Raw genomic sequence first — 22671 nt, 5'->3', positions numbered from 1 at the left:
ATCAAATAAAAAATACAATCATGAAAATAAAACTTATATTAATCTGTCTCTTTGGTAATCTGATTACTATGGGAGCACAAAATTCGATTCAGCCAAGTAAACTGGATCTTTTGGGTAGCATTTCAGGAAAGGTAATCGATAAAAAAACAAACGAACCACTTCCTTTTGTAAACATTGTTATTCAGGATAACGGTAAAGTTGTAACCGGAGGTGTTACTTCTGAGAAAGGGATATTTTTAATTAAAAACCTGGAGTTAAAACAATATGAAGTAGAAATTCAGTTTATGGGATATAAAAAAGTTACTAAAACAATTCTTCTTTCTACAAACAACAGGAACTTAAACCTCAATACCATTGCCATTGAAGAAAATGCCATTGAGCTTAAAAGCGTTGAAATAGTAGGCGAAAAATCAATTATTGAACAAAAAATTGACCGAAAAATAATTAATGTTGGCAAAGATTTAATTTCTGCAGGAGCTACTGCGTCAGAAATTATGAATAATATTCCTTCGGTTAGTGTTGATCCACAAACCAATGCGATCAGTTTAAGAGGAAACTCAAATGTAAAAATTCTAATTGACGGCAAACCTACCAATATGGATGCTGCTCAATTATTACAACAAATCCCTTCCTCTTCTATCAAACAGATTGAATTGATTACTAATCCTTCTGCTAAATACAATCCGGAAGGTATGAGCGGAATGATCAATATTGTTTTGAACAAAAACAGTAAAATTGGCTTCAATGGAAGTATTAATAACGGAGTTACTTTTGCAATAACACCTAAAGTAAATTCATCTTTTGACATCAATTATAAAAAAGGAAAAATTAACTGGTTTGCTAATTACGGTTTTAATCATGGTAATTACAATAATTATGGACAAATAAACACAACCGAAACAGATCAAGAAGATTTTCAACGCTATCGTTTTACGGACAAAAACAGCTCTCATTTGGCCAAAATAGGTTTTGATTTTTATTGGAACGAAAAAAACACCGTTTCTTTCTATACCAATCAAAACATTAATCTAGCTCAGGGTAATTCAAGTACCAATATTGATTTTGTCGACCCGAGTAAAACCGACATTACACAACTGTTTAAAAACAATGTAGACAACTATTCGCAAACCTATAATTTGGACTATAAAACAAAGTTTAAAAAAGAAGGTCACACACTTGAATTAGAAATAAATCAAAATAACGGAAACAATAAAGAAGATGCTTTTTTCAGTGATCCGAAAACAAATTATGTTACAATAAGATCCAATAATACTTTAATAAATCTGGATTATGTGAATCCGTTAACAGAAACAAGCAAATTAGAATTAGGCTTAGAAAGCAGAATTGAAAACACTAAAAATAAGTTTCTGGTTGATGAAGTTTATAATTCCAATTTTAATTATGACAGAGAAATTTATTCTGCTTACGCTACCTTTTCCAAACAATGGGGCAAATGGAACGCTCAGGCCGGAACCCGATTGGAACATTATGATGCCTCAGCACTATTCAAAAAAATCAACGAAAACGACGCCACTTTTGAAACTAAATTATTCAATGTCTATCCATCCGCATTTTTAAATTACAACCTTAGCGATAACAACTCTTTTAATCTTAGTTTTTCAAAACGTGTAGACCGACCAAGTATCAATCAATTAAACCCAATAAGAGAATGGAGTACACCTCAAATTGACTCAGAAGGAAACCCATCTTTGCTACCCCAATTCACCTATTCTTATGAATTAAATTATACCCGAAAATTCAAAAAAGGTTCTGTTACAACTGGTTTTTTCTACAGAAGAATCAATGCTGAAATCACCAGAACCTTATTTGAAAATCCAAATGATCCTTCCAAACAAATATTATCATTTGCCAACTTGAATGACAATAATGCTTATGGCTTTGAAATTTCGTCTAATGTTGATTTTACAAAATGGTATAGCGCTAATATAAGCCTTGATGCTTATAACAAAAAAATAAGAGGAATTGTTTCTGATGAATCCGTTTCGGCTGATGTAACAGCTTTCAATGCCCGAATTAACAATACATTTAAAGCTTCCAAGAATTTACGTTTTCAATTGTTTAGTATGTACAGAGGAAGGGATCTAGGCCTGCAATTACAAGGAAAACCCATGTGGAAAATGGATTTAGGTTCCAGTCTTAATGTACTAAAAGGCAACGGAACAATTTCTTTAAAATACAGCGACATCTTTAAAACAATGCGTTACCGTTTCACTGCAGAAATCCCAAAAGAACAATACGGGCAGTTTAACTGGGAAAGCCGTTCGGTTTATGTAGGATTCAATTACCGATTTGGTAGTGGAAAAAATAAAGCTGTACAACGTAAAACCAGAGACACCAACGAAACCCAAGGGGGCGGATTTTTATAAAATGTAGTTTTAAATAGTTTTCAAAAAAAGAAAAGTCCGAAGCCTGCCAACTTCGGACTTTTTGATATAATAGAATTTATTTTTACCACTTAATTATAGCACTAGCCCAAGTAAAGCCACTCCCAAAAGCAGCTAAAACAACGGTATCACCCGATTTTATTTTTCCCTGCTCCCAAGCTTCTGTCAAAGCGATAGGTACTGAAGCTGCGGTCGTGTTACCATATTTTTGAACGTTATTATATACCTGATGGTCTTCCAAATTGAATTTCTTTTGAATGTATTGTGAGATTCTCAAATTGGCCTGATGAGGAATCAACATATCAATATCAGAAACCTGTAAATTATTAGCTTCTAAAGCTTCATTAATCACTTCGGCAAAACGAACTACCGCATTTTTAAATACAAATTGCCCATTCATGTGCGGAAAATAACTTTCATCTTCCGGATTATTATCGGCTATAATATCATTGACCCAGCGTCCTCCCATTCCCGGAGCTGTTAGAGCTAATTCTTCCGCATGAATTCCTTCAGAATGCAAATGCGTAGAAAGAATTCCTTTGGTCAAATCTTCTTCGCGACTTAAAACAGCTGCCCCTGCTCCATCACCAAAAATCACAGAAACACCACGCCCCCTTGTAGTCATATCTAAACCTGAGGATTGTACTTCTGAACCAATTACTAAAACATTTTTATACATTCCGGTTTTAATATATTGATCAGCAACCGACAATGCATACACAAAACCCGAACACTGATTGCGAACATCCAATGCCCCCACGTTTCTTAATCCCAAATCTCTTTGCACTAAAACTCCCGGTCCCGGAAAATAATAATCAGGACTTAAAGTAGCAAAAACAATAAAATCAATATCCTCTTTGTCAATTCCGGCGCGTTCAATAGCAATTTTGGCAGCTTTCACCCCCATTGTCGTTGTGGTATCGTCGCCTTTAACAATATGCCTGCGTTCTTTTATTCCGGTTCGTTCCTGAATCCATTCGTCATTAGTATCCATGATTTTTGACAAATCATCATTAGTGACCACATTGGAAGGCACATAAAAACCTAAACCTGAAATTTTTGAATGATACATAGCTGTAATTATTAGATTAAAAATGTGTTCAACATTCTAACCAACAAATTACTACTTTTTCAATAAATAAAAAGATTTTTTACAATATTATAATAAAGAAAAAAAGCTGTTAACAAATCTTCAAATTCACTTCCTGATTGAATTCAAGCGAAGATTCATGTTCGAAGAAAATAACCTTTCTGTCAAAAACGGCCTTGATGAGATAGTAACCACCTTTGAAATACGACTGTTTTACCAAAACATTCATAATTCCTTTTTCATCCACTTTTAATTGATGGGGATACAATAAAAGCAATTCGTCATCGTCCTCACTTACGTTGATTAGTTGCGATAATTTCAACTCATTTACTTCTCCAAAAAGAGAGGCAACATATTTATTTATTGGATTATTGTACAAATTATAAGAATCAGCCTTATCTACCATTTTTCCGTTTTGTAACACAATCGTTTCATCGGCAAACGAAAGTGCATCAGTACTATCATGAGTTGCCACAATACAAGTAATTCCCTGTGCTTTTAAATAGGCAAATAAATTACGACGCAACGCATTTTTTCTAAAATTATCAATATGACTAAAAGGTTCGTCGAGCAATAAAACTTCCGGTTCTAAAGCCAAAACCCTAGCCAATGCCACACGTTGTTGCTGACCGCCACTCAGGTATTTGGCTTTCACATCAGCATATTCAGTCATTTCAACAATTTCTAATAACTCCTGAACACGGGCTTTTTTTTGTTCCGGATAAATATTCGACAAATATTTACCTACGTTTTCTGCCACTGTAATATAAGGCATCAAGTCAAAATCCTGTGATAAATATTTCATAAATGGCATTCCCGGAACCAAATGAAAACTTGTTCCTAAAACCTCCGTTTCATTCCAAAAAATTTGCCCATCATTTAAATCATATAAACCATAAATCAACTTCAACAAAGTACTTTTTCCACAACCGCTTTCGCCAATTATAGCAATATTTTGTCCTTTTTCAACAGTAAAATGAATGTTTTGAACCACTGGTTTTTCGGTATAACCAAAGGAAATATTTTGAACTTGAAGCATTAGAATGAATTGTTATTTTTTTGGATTGCAAAGATAGATTTCTTTGGTATAAAAAAATAAATATCTTTAAAAAGATAGCTCAAAATATTAACCGCAGATTCACAGATTTCTTTATAATAATCTGCGAATCTGTGGTGAAAAAACAAAAAAAGGTCGCCCCGAAAAGGACGACCTCTATGATTTTATTAAAACAGTAAAAATTACTTCGCTGCTTCTTTTTCTGCGTCAGCTTTCATTTTAGCATTTGCAGTAATAGCAAATTCTACACGACGGTTTTGGCTTCTTCCTTCTACTGTACCATTATCAGCAATTGGATCAGCAATTCCCATACCTGTAATATTGAAACGACTCGCTACTAAACCTTTGCTCACCAAATAATTTTTCACAGAATTAGCACGCTCTCCTGAAAGTTTTAAGTTGTAATCAGCAGAACCTGTGCTGTCAGTATATCCAAAAATAGTAATATCAGTATCAGGATATTCATTGAAAACAGTAACTAATTTGTCTAAGTTAGCTTTTGCAGCAGCAGTCAACGTTGATTTATTAGTATCAAAACGAATCGCATTTTCATTCAAGACTAATTTGATTCCTTCACCTACACGCTCTACATCAGCTCCTGGAATAGCCTGATCGATTTGTCTGGCTTGTTTGTCCATTTTGTTACCAATAACACCTCCGGCAACTCCACCTACAACACCTCCAATAACAGCTCCCATAGCTCCTTTTCCACCTTTACCAAGGTTATTCCCTAGAATTCCTCCTAAAATTGCTCCTCCAGCAGCTCCAATAGCAGCTCCTCTTTGAGTTTTATTTGTGTTTTTTACAGCTTCACAGCTCGTGAAAAGCGAACCTAAAACCATTACAAATGCTAATGCTAATACCGATATATTTTTCATAATTATCTATTTAAAATTTTATTTACTAATTAGTTTACACGTTGAAATTGATAAACTACATCTGTCATTTTTCCACCAACATCAATTCTGTCTAGCAATTGGAATGAACTTTCAGTCATATTAGCTACACGCAAAACATAACCATCTCTTACTTTTTTAGCTTTTTCACCAGCATCTAATATTTTTAAAACCACTTCTCCATTTGTATTTACAAACCATGTAATTGGTGAACTAAAAACTGGACAATCGTATTTGGTTAATGCCATATTCCCCTTGTTGTTATTAGAAACAAATTTCCAGGTACTACCTTCAAAACATTTTGAATCAGCTAGTTGAAAAGAATTTACTTTTATATAGTCTGAACCCGGATAAGTAACTGAACTAATTACCCAATTTCCTTTCATCCCTACCTGAGTTCCACGGTCCAATTTAGTGGCTGTAACTGATGAAGTTTTGCAAGAAAACAACGTTAATGCCAAAGCTGCAACTATAAATATTTTTTTCATCGTTTATCGTTTTATTATTAAACTTAGACAAAGATACAATCAAAGTTTTTACTCCGCCATATGGAATTAATTAAATTTATTACAAAATTTTAAGATAAGACATTTTGTCACCCTGAATCAGATTGGTATTTTATTTGAATAAAATTCAATCAAAATGTAAAACACTATAAAAATTTTTAAATATGACAACTGGAAAAATTAATGTTTCGGTGGAAAATATCTTTCCATTAATCAAAAAGTTCTTATACAGTGATCACGAAATCTTTTTACGTGAGTTAATTTCAAATGGTACCGATGCTACTTTAAAATTAAAACACCTTACTAATATAGGTGAAGCTAAAGTAGAATACGGTAATCCTATTCTTGAAGTAAAAATTGACAAAGAAGGTAAAAAACTGCACATTATTGACCAGGGTATCGGTATGACAGCTGACGAGGTTGAAAAATACATCAACCAACTGGCTTTTTCAGGTGCTGAAGAATTTTTAGAAAAATACAAAGACACCGCTAAAGATTCCGGAATTATCGGTCATTTTGGTCTTGGTTTCTACTCTGCTTTCATGGTTGCTTCTAAGGTAGAAATTATCACTAAATCCTACAAAGACGAACCGGCAGCCCACTGGACTTGCGACGGAAGTCCTGAATTCTCTTTAGAACCGGCTGACAAAACCGATCGCGGAACTGAAATTATCCTGCATATTGCCGAAGATTCTTTAGAGTTTTTAGAAGATTCAAAAATCAGCGGATTATTGAACAAATACAATAAGTTCATGCCTATTCCAATTAAATTTGGAACAAGAACAGAAACTTTACCTAAACCGGAAGACGCTCCGGAAGATTACGTAAATGAAACTGTTGAACTGGACAATATCATTAACAATCCTAATCCCGCATGGACTAAACAACCTGCTGATTTAACGGACGAAGATTACAAAACCTTCTACCACGAATTGTATCCAATGCAATTTGAAGAGCCGTTATTCAACATTCACCTGAATGTAGATTATCCGTTCAACTTAACAGGAATCCTGTATTTTCCTAAATTAGGTTCTGATTTACAAATTCAAAAGGATAAAATCCAATTGTACCAAAATCAGGTTTTTGTAACGGATAACGTAGAAGGAATTGTTCCTGAATTCTTAACAATGTTGAAAGGAGTTATCGATTCACCGGATATTCCGTTGAACGTTTCCCGTTCGGGTTTACAATCCGATGCTGCCGTGAAGAAAATCTCCAACTACATCACTCGTAAAGTTGCCGATAAATTAAAATCACTTTTCAACGAAAACAGAGCTGATTTTGAAGCAAAATGGAACGACATCAAAATCGTTTTGGAATACGGAATGCTTTCGGAAGATAAATTCTACGAAAAAGCAGGTGCTTTTGTATTGTACCCAACCGTGAACAACAAATACTATACACTTGAGGAATTAAAAGAAAACCTGAAAGACAAACAAACCGATAAAAACGGAAAACTGGTTGTTTTATACGCAGGAAACAAAGAAGCGCAACATTCTTACATTGAAATTGCTGAGGAAAAAGGATACGAAGTATTGCTTTTAGATTCGCCAATTATCTCGCATTTGATTCAGAAATTAGAAAACGACAATCAAAATGTTACTTTCGTTCGTGTAGATTCGGATCATATTGACAACTTAATCAAAAAAGACGATACGGTAATTTCTAAATTGTCTGAAGACGAGCAAGCCAACTTAAAAACTGCCGTTGAAGCTGTAGTTAACAAACAAACGTACACTGTACAACTAGAAGCTCTTGACAGTCAGGCAGCTCCTTTCATGATTACGCAACCGGAATTCATGCGTAGAATGAAAGAAATGAGTCAAACCGGCGGTGGCGGAATGTTCGGAATGGGCAACATGCCGGAAATGTACAATTTGGTTATTAACACCAACTCTCCTTTGGCATCGACTATTTTAAATACCGAAGACAAAGCTAATCAGGAACACCTGGTAAAACAGGCTTTGGATTTAGCTAAACTATCGCAAAACCTGCTTAAAGGTGAAGCCTTAACTACTTTTGTAAAACGTAGTTTTGATTTGATTAAATAGTATTAAGTAAATAGAATTAAGTATTAAGACCTGCAAGTGAAAACTTGCGGGTCTTTTTTTGTTTTAGGAGCAAATCAGGAATTAATTTTGTAAGAATATTTTAATATATTTGAATTTTAAATAAATTATACTTTATATCAATAAATCTAAAAATCCATTGAAAACAAACTTATGATAAACCTACTTAAAATAATTTTTATTTGTCTATTCATAAATTGGAATACCTCTACTTTTGGACAAACATTAGACAAAAAATATATTGATGATTGGATTAATGAAACTTATATAAATCCAACTATTTCAGAATATACACTTTATATTTTAAATGGAAATCCTATTGATAAAAATGATATAAATAAAGAATTCATTAAATACAAAACAAAAGATATTTCTTCAATAATTTATCTAAGAAAAGCATCTCTTCAAGAAGTATATTGTGCAATAGACGAAGGAGCAATTTTGATTAATACCTTTAATAAGAAACCTAATAAATATTTTAAAAAAGATATAAAACAAAAATTGAACAGCTTAAAAAAAGAGTTAAAAATATCTGATGTAAAATATCCTTCTGTCATCATTAACGATAGAATAGTAGATAATAAATTGGTAAAAACTGAAATAAACAAAATTGAATTAAAAACTATTCTAGATATTAACATCATTGATGTACCCGTAAATGAAAAAAAATATGGAAAAAATGCTAAGAATGGATTGATAATTATTTATACAAACTGATTACTCACAAAGACAAACAACTTTTTGGAATTACTAAATGAGATTGCTTCGTTCCTCGCAATGAACTGTGCTTAAAAGTCATTGCGAGCGATAGCGAAGCAATCTCACTAAAAAGAGTATATTAAGTCTCACTAAAAAACAGATTGAATCTCACTAACAAGAGTAAATTAAGTCTCAAAAATCGAATTACATTGCTAGTAGCTCAATAAAACTAAAAAAAACATGAAACCAGGTTTTGTATATATCATTACCAATCAATACCAAACGGTAGTTTATGTTGGTGTTACATCAAATCTTCCACAAAGAATTTTAGAACATAAAAACAAGACTCACCCAACATCCTTTTCAGCCAGATACGATGTCAACCAATTAGTTTACTATGAGCAATTTCAATGGATTGAAGATGCTATAGCCCGAGAAAAACAAATAAAATCGGGTTCAAGGGCTGCCAAAAACAAATTAATTCAATCTATCAATCCTACATGGATAGATTTATTTGAAGAAATTAGAGATATAATGACTGAATAACCCCTGATAGCGTCTAAATGTTTTCCGTACCCTTAATGATAAACAACTTTTACAGAAATAACAAGCTAACTTAATACATAACTAATTTTAAAAAAATAACAAAATGATATATTTACTATCTCTATTTTTTCTTTTACTTTCACCTTTAGTTTTCCAATTAATCTTTGGAATCAAAGTGATTAAAGAAAGTACTTCTTTCAGTTTTTTGGAAGTAATTTTGATAAGTTCTCTGGGACATGTGGCTTTTGCAATTATCAACCTTGAGCTAATGGGGGAATCTTTAAAACAAGCTACTTATAGATGTGGAATGGCTTGGTTGGGTCTTTTAATGTTGGAATACTTCGTTGGATTTGTATTATTAATCGTTATTCTCACACAACTATACATACTATATCGCAAGAATAAATCGGAAAAAAAAGTCCATAACAATTAAACATAAAAAGACCTATGAAAATACTATTAGTACTTCTAACTAGCTTTTTTGCTACAACATTAATGGGACAAAATCAACCCGGAAAACTCATTTTAATAACAAGTGGCCAACTTTCAGAATATAAAACCGTTAAAATTAACGATATCAATTTTGATTTAGTCCAGAATAGCAATCACGATACAATTTATCTTCAAACAATAGAGCCTAAATTTATAACTAAAGAAGGATATCATGTAGGAACACTATTCACAGAATTACCTATTACAATTCAACAAAACTTAATCAGATATCCGGGTCGGGGGCTATTTTTATAAATTAACTTCAGGTTGGTCAATTAGATTTTGTGAAGGATCAACGTGTACAAACAGTTATCCAACAGCGGATTCAAAAATAAGATGGATATTCAAAAGAAAATAAAAGAACCATGCACGAAAAACCAACCTTATACTTTAAAAACGATTCCGAATGGAGAATATGGCTACATGAAAATCATAGTACGCACAAGGCAGTATATTTGATTTTTTACAAAGTGGCACACGAAGCCGAAAGCATGCGCTGGGAAGAAGCCGTGAAAGTCGCTATTTGTTATGGCTGGATAGATTCAACCGTTAAAAAACTGGACGATGACCGGAGAATGCAACTTTTTTCACCCAGAAAAGACAAAAGTGTTTGGAGCAAAGTCAACAAAACTTATATTGAAGAATTGATTGCTGCCAACTTAATGCATGAAAGTGGTTTGCAAAAAATTGAAACCGCTAAAAAAAATGGTTCCTGGGAAAGTTTGGACGCTGTAGAAAATCTGGAAATTCCAGAAGATTTACAACTTGAATTTGATAAAAACCAAAAAGCTTTTGAAAACTATTCTAACTTTAGCAAAAGCTATCGCAAAAGTTATTTGTATTGGCTTAACCAAGCCAAACGATCAGCAACAAGGCAAAACCGAATTGCTCAAATTATTGAATTATGCGAACGGAATTGTAAGATGAGATAAATAAAAAGATTCAATCTGTCAGTTCGAGCGCAGTCGAGAACTATAATTACATCTCGACTGCGCTCGATGTAACAAAAAACAAATTAGCCATTCAGTAATAATACAACGACCAACTTGAGTTTATTGAATGTCATTTAATAAAGTCTTCGACAGGCTCAGACTGACAACTCAAATTTCAAATTATGAAAAAGGAAATAACAGCAACAGAATCGGAAGTTTTATTAAATACTTTAAAAAACCGCTTCGAAAAAAACAAAAATCGCCATCCTGATTTAAATTGGAATAAAATCCAAGCAAAACTGGAAGCTAATCCGGAAAAATTGTGGTCTTTATTGCAAATGGAAGAAACAGAAGGTGAACCGGACGATATTCATTACAACTCTGAAACCAACGAATATACTTTCTGCGATTGTTCTGCTGAAAGCCCAAAAGGCCGCAGAAGTCTTTGTTATGACAAACAAGCTTTGGATTCCAGAAAAGAACATAAGCCTAAGAACAATGTATTGGATGTTGCAACAGCAATGGGAATAACACTTTTGAACGAAGAAGAATATCGCTTTTTGCAAAGTTTTGGCCATTTTGATAGTAAATCATCCAGTTGGATTCAAACTCCAGAAGCAATCAGAAAATTGGGAGGCGCTATTTTTGCCGATTTTCGTTATAACACTATTTTTATCTATCACAACGGTGCCGAATCCTATTATGCAGCCAGAGGATTTCGAGGATTATTGAGAGTATAAAATTTCAACAAAAAGTATAAATGAATTACAAAACATGGTTATTCTTCTTATTTAGTATTTCGATTTTTGCTCAAAAAACAGATAATGAAGCTTTCAATAAGCTTAATCAGTCTGCTATTTGGCAATTAGAATTAAAAGATAAAGGAACTAAAAACTGGGAATCCAATTGGTTTTTGGACGGACATTTTGCTGAAATAAAAAACACTCCTAAAGGAATGTTTTTTAATGCCGGTCCCGAAGAAAGAAACGATGCGCACCATGCTGTTTTATGGACAAAAAAATCGTTTAGCGGCGATTTAAAAATCGAATATCATTTTACCCGAACCGATACCAAAACTCAATGGGCAACTATTTTATACCTGCAGGCAACCGGTACAGGCGTTGCTCCTTATGTTGAAGACATTTCGAAATGGAATGAATTAAGAAAAACCCCAGTTATGAAAACTTATTTCAACAACATGAAAGCCTTTCATATTAGCTATGCTTCTTTTGAAAATGATAATACCGATTCAAACAAAGATTATATCCGTTTACGACAATATCCTGTAAAGCCTGGTGAAAACTTTAGCACAACAACCGAAATTCCGAATCCCTATCTTGAAACAGGACTTTTTAAAACTGGAGAAATCTATAAAATCACTATTATTAAAACCGCCGAAAAACTGTATTTCAATGTAAGTGGAAAAGAAATTTCTAAACTTTTCACATGGGATATCAGTCATAATCCACAACTAAATGAAGGTCGAATTGGTCTCAGACATATGTTTAGCCGTTCGGCGATTTATAAAAATTTTAGCGTTTATACCAGAAAATGATTATCTTAAATCCCTCTAATTGAATTGTTTTTAAGTTAAAAATTATGACCAACAAAACCACTTTAAGAATTACCAAGTATTTATTTTTCCTACTCCTATTCCATATTGAAATAGTAGCGCAAAAAATCGAACATTTTTTTCCTTCCAAAGATTTAACTTCGGTGGGAGTTTATTATTATCCGGAACATTGGAATCCTTCGCAGTGGGAGCGCGATTTCCAAAACATGGAGAAAATGGGATTTGAATTTACTCATTTTGGGGAATTTGCCTGGGCACAACTCGAACCCGAAGAAGGCAAATACGATTTTACATGGCTAGACAAATCTTTAGAATTGGCTAAAAAATACCATCTTAAAGTGATTATGTGTACTTCGACTGCAACGCCTCCGGTTTGGTTGGTGCGCAAGCATCCGGATGTATTGGCTACTAATGAAGACGGTACTAAAATGGATCATGGAACACGCCAGCATGCTACTTTTTCCAGCAATTATTATCGCTCTTATTCGATGAAAATGATTGCTGAATTAGCCAAAAGATATGGTAAAGATAAAAACATAATAGGTTGGCAATTAGACAATGAACCACGTCGTTTTCTGGATTATGGACAAGATGCACCACAACGTTTTCGTAATTGGCTGAAAGAAAAATACAAAACCATCGATGTATTGAATGAAGCCTGGGGAAATAATTTCTGGAGCGGAACTTACAGCAATTTTGACGAAATCAATATTCCTAAACACGGCATTTGGGGAATGAATTTACATTCGCAATTAGATCATTATCGTTTTGCCGATGATGAAACTGCTACTTTTTTAGATGAGCAGGCCAAAGAAATCCGTAAATATTCGAATCAGGATCAATGGGTTACTTCTAATTATATTCCAATGTATGATGTGGGTTATGTAGGAGCGAGTAAAGAACTGGACTTTGTTTCGTACACACGCTATATGGTTTATGGTGGTGATTTAGGCATTGGACCAAAGGGCTACCGTGTGGGCGAATATTCCCGAATTGCAATGGCAAATGATTTTTTCCGTCCTCTTAAAGGCGCTTATGGGGTAATGGAATTGCAACCGGGACAGGTAAACTGGGGAAGCATTAATCCGCAACCCTTACCGGGAGCTATGCGACTTTGGTTATGGCATGTTTTTGCCGGCGGAAGCAAATTTACCTGTACCTATCGCTACCGTGCGCCTTTATACGGCTATGAGCAATTTCACTACGGAATTGTAGGTACTGATGGAGTTACGCCTACTCCCGGCGGACAGGAATTCAGCCAATTCATCAAAGACATAGCGACTTTGAGAAAAAAATACAATCCGAAAGCAACATTACCAAAAGATTATTTGCAACGCAAAACCGGAATTCTGTTCAATGCCGATAATGTTATGGGAATTGATTTGAACAAGCAAACCAACCAATGGAATACGTTTAATCATTTTACTAAATATTACAAGGCGGCGAAATCCTTTGGAGCACCTGTGGATTTTGTCCGTGATACCACTGATTTTTCTAAATATCCCGTATTGCTAGTTCCTGCTTATCAAATGATTGATCAGCAAATGATTGACAAATTGACTGCTTATGCCCAAAACGGAGGAAACTTAGTAATGAGCTGCCGTACAGGAATTCAAAACCGTAAAGGACATCTTTGGGAAGCCAAATTCTACGAACCCATGTGGAAATTAATTGGTTCTGAAATTGAATCGTATGATTTATTAATGCCACAATCACCGGACAAAATTAAATTCAACAATCAGGATTTTGATTGGGTTAGCTGGGGCGATTTATTAAAACCAAACAAAGGAACTGAAATCTGGGGAACTTTTCAGGGCGATTTTTATGCCGGAACTGCCGCTGTGATTTCGCGTAAATTAGGAAAAGGAACGGTAACTTACATTGGCGTGGATTCGAAAAAAGGAGATTTGGAGAAACAGGTTCTAAGCAAACTATACCAACAACAAAATATCACAATTGAAAACTATCCGGAAGGAATAATGGTCGAATACCGCGATGGTTTTGGAATTGCAGTAAACTATTCGGATAAAATGTATGAAATGAAATTGCCTGCCAATGCTGAAATTATCATTGGTACAAAATCCATGAAAACAGCCGATGTATTGGTGTGGAAGTACTAAAAAGATTTGGAACGCTGATTAAACGGATTTAAACAGATAAACACTGATTTTTTTCATTAATACCTATTTTAAAGTATGAATTGGGCGGGCTTTAGCCCGATTTACAAATTAAAGCTTTCAAAAGGCTTTAGCCAAATCTAAATCAAGATTGGGCTAAAGCTTTTTTTGTTTTCTTGATTCTAATGTCTTTTAAACCTTAAGAGAAATTATACAAAAAACAAGAAAAACACAGCTAGTTTTGTAAGATTTATTTATATTTTAGTAAAAAAGAATATGTTATTAAAATAGCGATATATACAAATTAGCAGAAAGACTTAAAAAAATCTCGTTAAACATGAAAGAAAATTATTTCAACCTTGAAGATAAAATTGAAGAAATTAAAACAAACTTTGTTCAAAAAAATGGTTGGGTAAAAATATATGAAAGCCAAAACGACGAAGATGATTCATCTGGAATTTATTGCTGTCTTATTTCAAATAAACAATTAGAATCTTATAACCAAGATTACCATTGGCCGCTTCACATTGGTAGGGAAGGAAAACCTTCTGTATTTGGAGACAATACTTATCAAACATATTCAGAAGAAGGCTTAGAACCTTTTCTTTTTTATAAATCTTTCTCTCTAATTGAAAAATCTATATCGTATATCGACATTGCAGAGGAATTTGTTTTGTATTTCAGACTTTATGAAACCGGCAGTGATAAACAAAATCGAATTTTCTACTATGTTGACGATTATGGAGAAACAGATGAAGTAATTATAATTCAACCCAATTTAATTAAAGTTAAACTAAAATATCTTAAAGAATATATTTCGATTAGAGAAATGCACTTTGTAATTTGTTACGATTTTATGCGACTTATGAGAGATATTCCAAGCACTTGGAAACTTGAATTTGGAGATAAATTATTTAAAGAAACAAATTACATATTTAGTCATTTAATTAGAAATATTGATGACAGGACACAAAGTTGGATATTGGGAAAAAACTTTATACAACCTAACGTTGAAAAAAAAAGCCATTTTGATTTAGACAATTATAAATATGAAGATTTTATTATTGGTTATGACGAAAATGGGGAATTAATCTATGAAAAATGTAACGCTGATAATATTCATTTTACAATAACTTATTTCAAAAAAGAGGTCCTTGATAAATACTATAATCATCCTGAATTATATGAGGTTGATTCCTTTTCCGTCAGTTCAAAGTTTTTTCGATTAAAAATAGATAACAATAAAAGAGACTATGTTCCCGTATTTTTAAGAGACTTATGCATACTTTCAAATAAAGAACAGCTTCATTGGAAACATTACAATATTGCTCCTCAAGAAGGAATGAATATTAGTAGCACATATTATAAAACAATGATTGCAGGTCAATGGGCAGAAAGACCCGAAGCTATCGATTTATTTTTTAAAAATAAATATGAAGAGTTCAATGAAAAATGGAAAGACAAATTTGGTTGGAATCTTTATAAACCTCTTTCAACAAAAGACAAATATCTTTTCACTTCTCTACATTCTATAACAAAGAATAATATAAAATCATTCTGTGAACAAACCCTAACTATTGTCAAATTGACTATTGATAGAATTAATGAAAAAGAAATAACTAAAAATTTGCATATTGAACAAAATGTAAAAGGAATTGGAAAATTTGAAAAATTTCTTGAAAGTAATGATTTGAAAATTCCAGATATGTTTGATTTTCTTAGGAATCTTCAAAACTTGAGGTCAGGATTGATTGCGCACAGTTTTAGTGAATCAAATAAAGAATGTAAAAAAGCAATAAAATATTTTGATTTGGAAAGTGGTAATTACACAGAAATCTTAGATGATATTTTTAAAAAATCAATTTTTACACTTAATACACTAGAAAAGTATTTTGACCTTTAGTCCTTCTGCTAACAGTGGTAACTGTAGTAAACCTCCTTTAAAAACTAAATTTTAAAATAATTATAAAAAATAAAAAACGTTAACTATTTCATTCCAAACTCAAAAAAGCTTCACCAATATGACCAATAATATCTGATGCTATAAACGATTGAAATCCGGTTTTAGGCAAAGCAATGTCAGCCGTTAATCCGTGCAGATATACTCCTAAAATAGCAGCCTGCACAGCTTCATAAGATTGTGCCAACAAACTCGTTATCATTCCAGTTAACACATCGCCGCTTCCGGCCGTTGCTAAGGCTGGATTTCCGGTGGTGTTTTTATAAATCGTTTCACCGTCAACAATATGCGTGGGTGCTCCTTTCATTACCACAATCACATTATATTGCAACGAAAAAGAAATGGTTTTTTCAAATTTTTCTTCTTCCGAATTCCATTCCCCTATCAATCGTTCCAGTTCTTTCGGATGAGGCGTAAGTATCGTTCTGGCTGGTAAAAGAAGAAACCATGCTTTGTTTTTTGATAAAATATTCAACGCATCGGCATCAATGACCAAAGGAGATTTATTGGTTCTTAGCAGTTTCAAAAAGGTCTTTTGAGTCACTTCGTCCTGCCCTATTCCGGGGCCAATTCCAATAGCATTGGGTTGAAAATCGAAATTGATATTGGAGATACATTTTCTTTTTTCATCCGTCAAAACCATCACTTCAGGAATCGAAATTTGGACAATATCATAACCACATTTTGGAACAAAAGCAGTTACTAATCCGCAGCCTGTTTTCAGTGCCGCTTTCGAAGACAGACAAACAGCTCCCATTTTGCCATAACTCCCACCAATAAGCAAAGCATGTCCCTGAATTCCTTTATGTGTATCTACGGCTATTGGCTTGTAATACTTTAGAATTTCTTTTTTATCGAGCAAAATACCTGAAAACATAACTATGACTTTAGAATAGAATAGTCTAAGTTAACTTTATTTCAGCAATAGAAAATATAAATTTTTAGTATTTTTTTATACTTTTCACTATCTCTTTCATAACTTCTAACTTTAGTGGCTACATCTTTGTCACTCAAAATAAAAACGATAAATTAGCGCCATCAAAATTTACACAAAAATCATAATGAAAAATACTGCGCTAACGCACATCCACGAAGCTTTGGGAGCAAAAATGCTACCTTTTGCTGGCTACAATATGCCTATTACTTACGAAGGAGTAAATGCTGAACACGAAACCGTTCGTAATGCCGTTGGCGTTTTTGATGTTTCACACATGGGAGAATTTTTTCTTTCTGGACCTAATGCTTTGGCCTTGATTCAAAAAGTAACTTCTAATGATGCCGCTGTTTTAACTGACGGACGTGTACAATATTCTTGTTTACCAAACAATGAAGGAGGAATCGTTGATGATTTATTGGTTTACAAAATCAAAGACGAAGAATATTTATTAGTAGTAAATGCTTCAAATATCGAAAAAGACTGGAACTGGATTTCCTCTCACAATGATTTGGGTGTTACTATGGTCAATCGTTCTGACGATTATTCATTGTTAGCCATCCAGGGGCCAAAAGCAGTAGAAGCATTACAATCGTTGACTTCTGTAGATTTAGCATCCATTAAATATTACCACTTTCAAATAGGAGATTTTGCAGGATTCAATGATGTTATTATCTCTGCGACAGGATATACCGGTGCAGGAGGTTTTGAAATTTATTGCAAAAACGATCAGGCAGAAGCTATTTGGAACAAAGTATTTGAAGCTGGAGCTCCTTTTGGAATCCAACCGATCGGTTTAGCAGCTCGTGATACTTTACGTTTAGAAATGGGATTCTGTCTTTATGGAAACGATATCAACGACACGACTTCTCCAATTGAAGCTGGTTTAGGATGGATTACCAAATTCAACAAAGAATTTACCAATTCAGCCAGTTTAAAAGCGCAAAAAGAAGCTGGTGTTAGTCGAAAATTAATTGGTTTCGAAATGCAGGAAAAAGCAATTCCACGTCATGATTACGAAATTGTTGATGCTAATGGAAACAACATCGGAATTGTAACATCCGGAACAATGGCACCTTCTTTAGGAAAAGGAATCGGAATGGGTTATGTTACAACTGAAAACAGCGCTGCAGATAGTGAAATTTTCATCAGAATCCGTAAAAAAGATGTTTTGGCTAAAGTGGTAAAAATGCCATTTTATAAGAACTAAAACTACAATTTATACAAAAAAGCACTAAATTTTATAAAATTTAGCGCTTTTTTCCTTTTTTCAAAAATATTTTTTTTAGTGTTCAAATTTTATTAAAGCATTATCAATTTAAGAATAATCCTTCTTTTATTTTCTGAATAGGTATTGAAAAACCAAGTCCTTCATATCCTAAACCAGCCAATTTTGAATTTACTATCCCTATAAATTCACCACTTTTTTTAACCAATGCACCTCCACTATTTCCAGGATTAACACTTGCATCAATCTGAATATAAATATTGTTTTCATTCTTTCTTGTTCCTGAAACAATTCCTTTGGTAAGAGTTTGACCTAACTCTGTTGATGCTGGAGTACCAATTACAAAAATATCGTCACCTACCATATACTTATTATCATTAAGACTAAAAGAGCTTTTAAATGTTGCGTCTACTTTTATTAATGCCAAATCAAGTTGTTCATTTTTTCTAATTAATTTTGCCTCAAACTCTTTTCCATTACTATCAAGAACTGTTATTTTTTCGCTACCCGAAACGACATGAAAATTTGTTACAATATAACCATCTTTAGAAACAACGCAACCACTTCCATGACTTTTTTCCCTTTTAATTGTAACAGAAGAAGATAATGCATCTTCTATATTATTTACTTTTTGATCTGTCTGCAGAGTCAAATAGTCAAAGTGTATTTTTTCCTCTTTATCCTTTTTAATAATTTTTTTAACTTCTGATTCATTCATAAAATTGTAAAAAGATTGTTCGATAGCATTTTCAACACTCTCTTTAATACTTTCTTTTTTATCAATTACAAATTCACCGGACTTAGCTGTAAATTTTTTCTTGAATTTCGACTGATCATATAAATCAAAAATTTCCCATTCAATTTCTGCCTTTGTTACAAGCCATCCTACTTCTCTATACATATGGTAAGCATAAAGATTATCAAATTCAATTTTTGAAATATTTGCACTTATATACAATGTGTTAGATTTATTTTTAAAAACTGTATTAGAATTATCAGAATAATTATTTTCATTCAAAATAGTTTGAACTGCTTCAGAAAAAATTGAGTTATCAAATTTTACATCTTCATCGATTCCTCCTATCTGTTTTGATTTATCATTTGTTTTATTATAATTTTTACTTTTAATTCTCTTAATTTTTAAATCTTCTTTTTTAACATCAAATGAAGTATTCTTTAAATAAACAAATTTATCATCTTCATTTCTTCTTGAAATGGCCAATGGTTTCTCATCTACAACCAACTCTTTCTTATAATCATATGATTTTACATGTCCATCCAAAAATGGAGGATAGATTAAAATACCAAATGGAATCCAAGACATGATATAAAAAGGTGATTTTTTTGTTTGATAAAATACTTTATAGACAGGCTTATATCCTTCACTAGTAATTTTTATTTGCTTAACATAACCATCTCTTTTCACTTTCGAAACAACATTCATTCCTTCTCCTTGTGAGACTCCGTCAACAAATACTTGTGATTTAGGAAACTTGTTAACCACAGTAACCTTTTGATTTACTGGATTTAAAATACTTGCACAACTTGCAAAAAGAACAGAAACAACTGTTAAAAATAAAAGTGATTGTAATTTTTTTCTCATCGGATTTTTTTATGCAATTATAAAAAAAATATTACTAATAATTCATAAAATATACTTTAAAAAAATAATGTTTTTAATTTGTTTTAAGTATTTAGATAAATTATTTTTGTATAAAAATTCAGAAGAAAAACACAAATAATGGGAAGAGCATTTGAATTTAGAAAAGGAAGAAAAATGAAACGTTGGGCTGCTATGGCCAAAACGTTCACCAGAATTGGTAAAGATATCGTTATGGCCGTAAAAGAAGGCGGTCCAAATCCTGAAACCAACTCTAGATTAAGAGCCGTTATCCAAAATGCTAAGGCAGCAAACATGCCTAAAGACAACGTAGAGCGTGCTATTAAAAATGCTTCTAACAAAGACACTGCTAACTATAAAGAAATATTATTCGAAGGATATGCACCTCACGGAATCGCTATCTTGATTGAAACAGCTTCTGACAACAACAACAGAACTGTAGCGAATATTCGTAGCTATTTCAACAAATGCAACGGAACGATGGGAACTCAGGGTTCGGTAGAATTCATGTTTGACCACACTTGTAACTTCCGTATTCCAAAAGAAGGTTTAGATGCGGAAGAATTAGAATTAGAATTTATTGATTTTGGTGCTGAAGAAGTTTTTGAAGACGAAGACGGAATTTTAATCTATGCGCCTTTCAACAGCTTTGGAACTATCCAAAAAGAATTAGAGAACAGAGGTATCGATATTCTTTCTTCAGGTTTTGAAAGAATCCCTCAGATTACTAAAAAACTAAATGCAGATCAAGTTGCTGATGTTGAAAAATTAATCGAGAAAATCGAAGAAGATGATGACGTAATGAACGTATATCACACTATGGAAGAAAACGAAGAATAATCTTCAACCAAAATATATTTGAGAAAGAGTTTAGCAGTCTTGTTAAACTCTTTTTTTATGGCGTTCCCTTCGGGTCGGGCTTTCCGCTATATCTTTTTATTTTGTCAAATTCAAAAAATGTTGAAAGACAAAATAAAAAGGATGCCGCTTCACACGAGCGAAGTGAACTGACGAAGCAATCCATAACGCAAAACCGGAAACTATAGAAAAATTATTCTATCGATTTCCATCTTTTATAAAACAAAGGATATTCATAAGACAACATACAAATCCACCCTACCAAACAAGCCAAGGCGATACCTTCAATTCCAAAATAAGGAGCTAAAATATAAGCTGCAATTACTCTCCCTAACATTTGTGAAAAGGTAGCATTCAAAGTAATTTTCATCATCCCTAACCCCCTAAAATACCCCTGAATTACATTCGTAATTCCTGGAAGCACATAAAGCAACACCATCACTTTTAAATATTTCATACCTTCATGAATAATACCGTTGGCTCCTTCACCTACAAACAACGAAATAAGTTCTTTTGAAAAAAACAAAACTACTCCCATTGCCAAAACGGAATACAGAACTTCCATTTTGAAACCTACGCGAAAACCTCTCCTTATTCGGGCAAAATTTCTTTTACCATTATTTTGAGCTATAAACCCAGTAGTCCCATGCGCAATATTTTGTTGGACAACCATCACAAAATCATCAATTCGGGTCACTGCATTAAAAGCAGCAATAGCAACCACACCTAATGGATTTACCGCACCTTGTATTAAAAACTTGCCTAAATGCAACGTAATTTGTTGCATAGCTGCCACTGAACTATAACTAACGATTGTTCGCAACAAATCTTTATCAAAAACAAAATCCTTTGATTTAAAACGTAAAATTGGAATCCGAAATCGAACATAAAGAATACAAAATAATGCTGCTATTGCTTCTGCTAGTACCGTTGCCCAGGCAGCACCTTGAATTCCTTTATGCCACTCCACTACAAAAACATAATCCATAACAACATTTAACAATGCTGAAAGTATCAAAAAATAGAGCGAAGCTTTAGAATTCCCCATACTTCTCAAAGTAGAAGCAAAAATATGATAGATAAAAGTAAAAACTAAACCTATAAAAATGATTTGTAAATAGGAGGTGGCATCATCTAAAATAACCAAAGGCGTATTTAAAAAAAGGAGGATCGCTCTTGAAAAAACAAATCCAAAACCAATTAAAACTAAGGTAAAAACACCACCAGCAATAAAGGAAGTCGAAACTACTCTTTTCAATTTAGAATAATCCTGTTCACCAAAACTTTGTCCCATCAATACTGACATTCCCAAGCAAATTCCAATAATTAAAAAAAGTAAAATATTCATTACTGGACTGGCAGCACCTAATGCAGCCAAAGCATTAGCCCCAATATACCTTCCCACAATTATTGAATCGGCTGCGTTGTAAGACAGCACAAAAAAATTACCAATAATTAAGGGCAAAGTATAATGAATAATCTGCGGAGTAATCGCTCCGCGGGTCATATCCACTAATTTTTCTTTACTCATAGTTTTATAAACCTTATCTAGTACCAAAAATATAGGATCAATCTCAAAACCTGGGGGCAAATATTTAAAAAAAAAGAAGAACTTTGTCTTTATAAGAATTATTGATGACTTCTATAGAACTTTTAAAATTTATGCTGCCTGATTTTTTAGTAGAATA

General features: G+C 33.1%; 20 protein-coding genes. 13 read left to right on the top strand and 7 right to left on the bottom strand.

Features of this window, described 5'->3' with window-relative positions; all coding sequences use genetic code 11:
- Window positions 1-20: 20 nt before the first annotated feature.
- A complete protein-coding gene (locus AAEO59_RS09545) occupies window positions 21-2387 on the top strand; it encodes an outer membrane beta-barrel family protein (protein WP_341700509.1) in 2367 nt (788 codons plus the stop codon).
- 82 nt (window positions 2388-2469) lie between these two features.
- Here the strand turns inward: AAEO59_RS09545 and AAEO59_RS09540 are convergent, their stop codons facing one another.
- From AAEO59_RS09540 to AAEO59_RS09525, 4 genes are all read right to left on the bottom strand, one after another.
- Entirely contained in the window at window positions 2470-3477 is a 1008-nt protein-coding gene (locus tag AAEO59_RS09540; protein ID WP_341700508.1) for a beta-ketoacyl-ACP synthase III, read from the bottom strand.
- Window positions 3478-3586: 109 nt separating this feature from the next.
- Window positions 3587-4534, bottom strand: a complete 948-nt coding sequence (locus AAEO59_RS09535) for an ABC transporter ATP-binding protein (protein WP_341700507.1) — start codon at window positions 4532-4534, stop codon at window positions 3587-3589.
- 200 nt (window positions 4535-4734) lie between these two features.
- On the bottom strand, window positions 4735-5430 hold the full coding sequence (locus AAEO59_RS09530) for an OmpA family protein (RefSeq protein WP_341700506.1): 696 nt from the start codon (window positions 5428-5430) through the stop codon (window positions 4735-4737).
- Window positions 5431-5459: 29 nt separating this feature from the next.
- The gene (locus AAEO59_RS09525; RefSeq protein WP_341700505.1) at window positions 5460-5936 is read right to left on the bottom strand and encodes a hypothetical protein; all 477 of its coding nucleotides are present in this window, start codon (window positions 5934-5936) and stop codon (window positions 5460-5462) included.
- Between the two features lie 182 nt (window positions 5937-6118).
- On the opposite strand from AAEO59_RS09525, the gene htpG reads away from it, so the two are divergent.
- From htpG to AAEO59_RS09475, 10 genes are all read left to right on the top strand, one after another.
- Window positions 6119-8005, top strand: coding sequence for a molecular chaperone HtpG (gene htpG, locus AAEO59_RS09520; protein WP_341700504.1), 1887 nt, complete (start codon window positions 6119-6121; stop codon window positions 8003-8005).
- A 171-nt stretch (window positions 8006-8176) separates the two neighbouring features.
- Window positions 8177-8740: a hypothetical protein gene (locus AAEO59_RS09515; protein ID WP_341700503.1), complete on the top strand. Its 564-nt coding sequence runs from the start codon at window positions 8177-8179 to the stop codon at window positions 8738-8740.
- A gap of 222 nt (window positions 8741-8962) precedes the next feature.
- Window positions 8963-9268 carry a GIY-YIG nuclease family protein gene (locus AAEO59_RS09510; RefSeq protein ID WP_341700502.1) on the top strand — a complete coding sequence of 102 codons (306 nt, stop codon included), beginning with the start codon at window positions 8963-8965 and terminating at the stop codon, window positions 9266-9268.
- 103 nt (window positions 9269-9371) lie between these two features.
- Complete coding sequence (locus AAEO59_RS09505; protein WP_341700501.1) at window positions 9372-9701, top strand: hypothetical protein; 330 nt, start codon at window positions 9372-9374, stop codon at window positions 9699-9701.
- Between the two features lie 14 nt (window positions 9702-9715).
- Window positions 9716-10015: a hypothetical protein gene (locus tag AAEO59_RS09500; RefSeq protein WP_341700500.1), complete on the top strand. Its 300-nt coding sequence runs from the start codon at window positions 9716-9718 to the stop codon at window positions 10013-10015.
- 110 nt (window positions 10016-10125) lie between these two features.
- A complete protein-coding gene (locus tag AAEO59_RS09495; protein WP_341700499.1) occupies window positions 10126-10692 on the top strand; it encodes a YdeI/OmpD-associated family protein in 567 nt (188 codons plus the stop codon).
- A gap of 182 nt (window positions 10693-10874) precedes the next feature.
- Entirely contained in the window at window positions 10875-11432 is a 558-nt protein-coding gene (locus AAEO59_RS09490; RefSeq protein ID WP_341700498.1) for a DUF4256 domain-containing protein, read from the top strand.
- A gap of 20 nt (window positions 11433-11452) precedes the next feature.
- Window positions 11453-12247: a DUF1961 family protein gene (locus AAEO59_RS09485; RefSeq protein ID WP_341700497.1), complete on the top strand. Its 795-nt coding sequence runs from the start codon at window positions 11453-11455 to the stop codon at window positions 12245-12247.
- 44 nt (window positions 12248-12291) lie between these two features.
- The gene (locus AAEO59_RS09480; protein WP_341700496.1) at window positions 12292-14385 is read left to right on the top strand and encodes a beta-galactosidase; all 2094 of its coding nucleotides are present in this window, start codon (window positions 12292-12294) and stop codon (window positions 14383-14385) included.
- A gap of 334 nt (window positions 14386-14719) precedes the next feature.
- On the top strand, window positions 14720-16285 hold the full coding sequence (locus tag AAEO59_RS09475) for a hypothetical protein (RefSeq protein ID WP_341700495.1): 1566 nt from the start codon (window positions 14720-14722) through the stop codon (window positions 16283-16285).
- 88 nt (window positions 16286-16373) lie between these two features.
- Here AAEO59_RS09475 and AAEO59_RS09470 read toward each other — a convergent pair whose 3' ends face one another.
- Window positions 16374-17219, bottom strand: a complete 846-nt coding sequence (locus tag AAEO59_RS09470; protein ID WP_341700494.1) for an NAD(P)H-hydrate dehydratase — start codon at window positions 17217-17219, stop codon at window positions 16374-16376.
- A 184-nt stretch (window positions 17220-17403) separates the two neighbouring features.
- Between AAEO59_RS09470 and gcvT the strand changes: the two genes are divergently transcribed.
- Window positions 17404-18486: a glycine cleavage system aminomethyltransferase GcvT gene (gene gcvT / locus AAEO59_RS09465; RefSeq protein WP_341700493.1), complete on the top strand. Its 1083-nt coding sequence runs from the start codon at window positions 17404-17406 to the stop codon at window positions 18484-18486.
- A 103-nt stretch (window positions 18487-18589) separates the two neighbouring features.
- Here gcvT and AAEO59_RS09460 read toward each other — a convergent pair whose 3' ends face one another.
- Window positions 18590-20107 carry a S1C family serine protease gene (locus AAEO59_RS09460; protein ID WP_341700492.1) on the bottom strand — a complete coding sequence of 506 codons (1518 nt, stop codon included), beginning with the start codon at window positions 20105-20107 and terminating at the stop codon, window positions 18590-18592.
- A gap of 138 nt (window positions 20108-20245) precedes the next feature.
- Between AAEO59_RS09460 and AAEO59_RS09455 the strand changes: the two genes are divergently transcribed.
- Window positions 20246-20965 (top strand): YebC/PmpR family DNA-binding transcriptional regulator, encoded by a 720-nt coding sequence (locus tag AAEO59_RS09455; protein WP_341700491.1) that lies wholly within the window; start codon window positions 20246-20248, stop codon window positions 20963-20965.
- A 211-nt stretch (window positions 20966-21176) separates the two neighbouring features.
- Here AAEO59_RS09455 and AAEO59_RS09450 read toward each other — a convergent pair whose 3' ends face one another.
- Window positions 21177-22514 carry an MATE family efflux transporter gene (locus AAEO59_RS09450; protein WP_341700490.1) on the bottom strand — a complete coding sequence of 446 codons (1338 nt, stop codon included), beginning with the start codon at window positions 22512-22514 and terminating at the stop codon, window positions 21177-21179.
- Window positions 22515-22671 lie beyond the last annotated feature (157 nt).

Origin of the sequence: Flavobacterium flavipallidum (assembly GCF_038289905.1) — a bacterium.
In the GTDB taxonomy this organism is placed as follows: Bacteria; Bacteroidota; Bacteroidia; order Flavobacteriales; family Flavobacteriaceae; genus Flavobacterium; species Flavobacterium flavipallidum.
This window is presented reverse-complemented; position numbering and strand designations above follow the sequence as displayed.

Excerpts from the sequence above, each read along its gene's own strand:
- AAEO59_RS09530 (WP_341700506.1), bottom strand. The coding sequence starts at position 5,430 with ATGAAAAATATATCGGTATTAGCATTAGCATTTGTAATGGTTTTAGGT.
- AAEO59_RS09545 (WP_341700509.1), top strand. The coding sequence starts at position 21 with ATGAAAATAAAACTTATATTAATCTGTCTCTTTGGTAATCTGATTACT.
- AAEO59_RS09480 (WP_341700496.1), top strand. The coding sequence starts at position 12,292 with ATGACCAACAAAACCACTTTAAGAATTACCAAGTATTTATTTTTCCTA.
- AAEO59_RS09470 (WP_341700494.1), bottom strand. The coding sequence starts at position 17,219 with ATGTTTTCAGGTATTTTGCTCGATAAAAAAGAAATTCTAAAGTATTAC.
- AAEO59_RS09500 (WP_341700500.1), top strand. The coding sequence starts at position 9,716 with ATGAAAATACTATTAGTACTTCTAACTAGCTTTTTTGCTACAACATTA.
- AAEO59_RS09535 (WP_341700507.1), bottom strand. The coding sequence starts at position 4,534 with ATGCTTCAAGTTCAAAATATTTCCTTTGGTTATACCGAAAAACCAGTG.
- htpG (WP_341700504.1), top strand. The coding sequence starts at position 6,119 with ATGACAACTGGAAAAATTAATGTTTCGGTGGAAAATATCTTTCCATTA.
- AAEO59_RS09460 (WP_341700492.1), bottom strand. The coding sequence starts at position 20,107 with ATGAGAAAAAAATTACAATCACTTTTATTTTTAACAGTTGTTTCTGTT.
- gcvT (WP_341700493.1), top strand. The coding sequence starts at position 17,404 with ATGAAAAATACTGCGCTAACGCACATCCACGAAGCTTTGGGAGCAAAA.
- AAEO59_RS09485 (WP_341700497.1), top strand. The coding sequence starts at position 11,453 with ATGAATTACAAAACATGGTTATTCTTCTTATTTAGTATTTCGATTTTT.
- AAEO59_RS09475 (WP_341700495.1), top strand. The coding sequence starts at position 14,720 with ATGAAAGAAAATTATTTCAACCTTGAAGATAAAATTGAAGAAATTAAA.
- AAEO59_RS09455 (WP_341700491.1), top strand. The coding sequence starts at position 20,246 with ATGGGAAGAGCATTTGAATTTAGAAAAGGAAGAAAAATGAAACGTTGG.
- AAEO59_RS09510 (WP_341700502.1), top strand. The coding sequence starts at position 8,963 with ATGAAACCAGGTTTTGTATATATCATTACCAATCAATACCAAACGGTA.
- AAEO59_RS09495 (WP_341700499.1), top strand. The coding sequence starts at position 10,126 with ATGCACGAAAAACCAACCTTATACTTTAAAAACGATTCCGAATGGAGA.
- AAEO59_RS09515 (WP_341700503.1), top strand. The coding sequence starts at position 8,177 with ATGATAAACCTACTTAAAATAATTTTTATTTGTCTATTCATAAATTGG.
- AAEO59_RS09505 (WP_341700501.1), top strand. The coding sequence starts at position 9,372 with ATGATATATTTACTATCTCTATTTTTTCTTTTACTTTCACCTTTAGTT.
- AAEO59_RS09450 (WP_341700490.1), bottom strand. The coding sequence starts at position 22,514 with ATGAGTAAAGAAAAATTAGTGGATATGACCCGCGGAGCGATTACTCCG.
- AAEO59_RS09490 (WP_341700498.1), top strand. The coding sequence starts at position 10,875 with ATGAAAAAGGAAATAACAGCAACAGAATCGGAAGTTTTATTAAATACT.
- AAEO59_RS09525 (WP_341700505.1), bottom strand. The coding sequence starts at position 5,936 with ATGAAAAAAATATTTATAGTTGCAGCTTTGGCATTAACGTTGTTTTCT.
- AAEO59_RS09540 (WP_341700508.1), bottom strand. The coding sequence starts at position 3,477 with ATGTATCATTCAAAAATTTCAGGTTTAGGTTTTTATGTGCCTTCCAAT.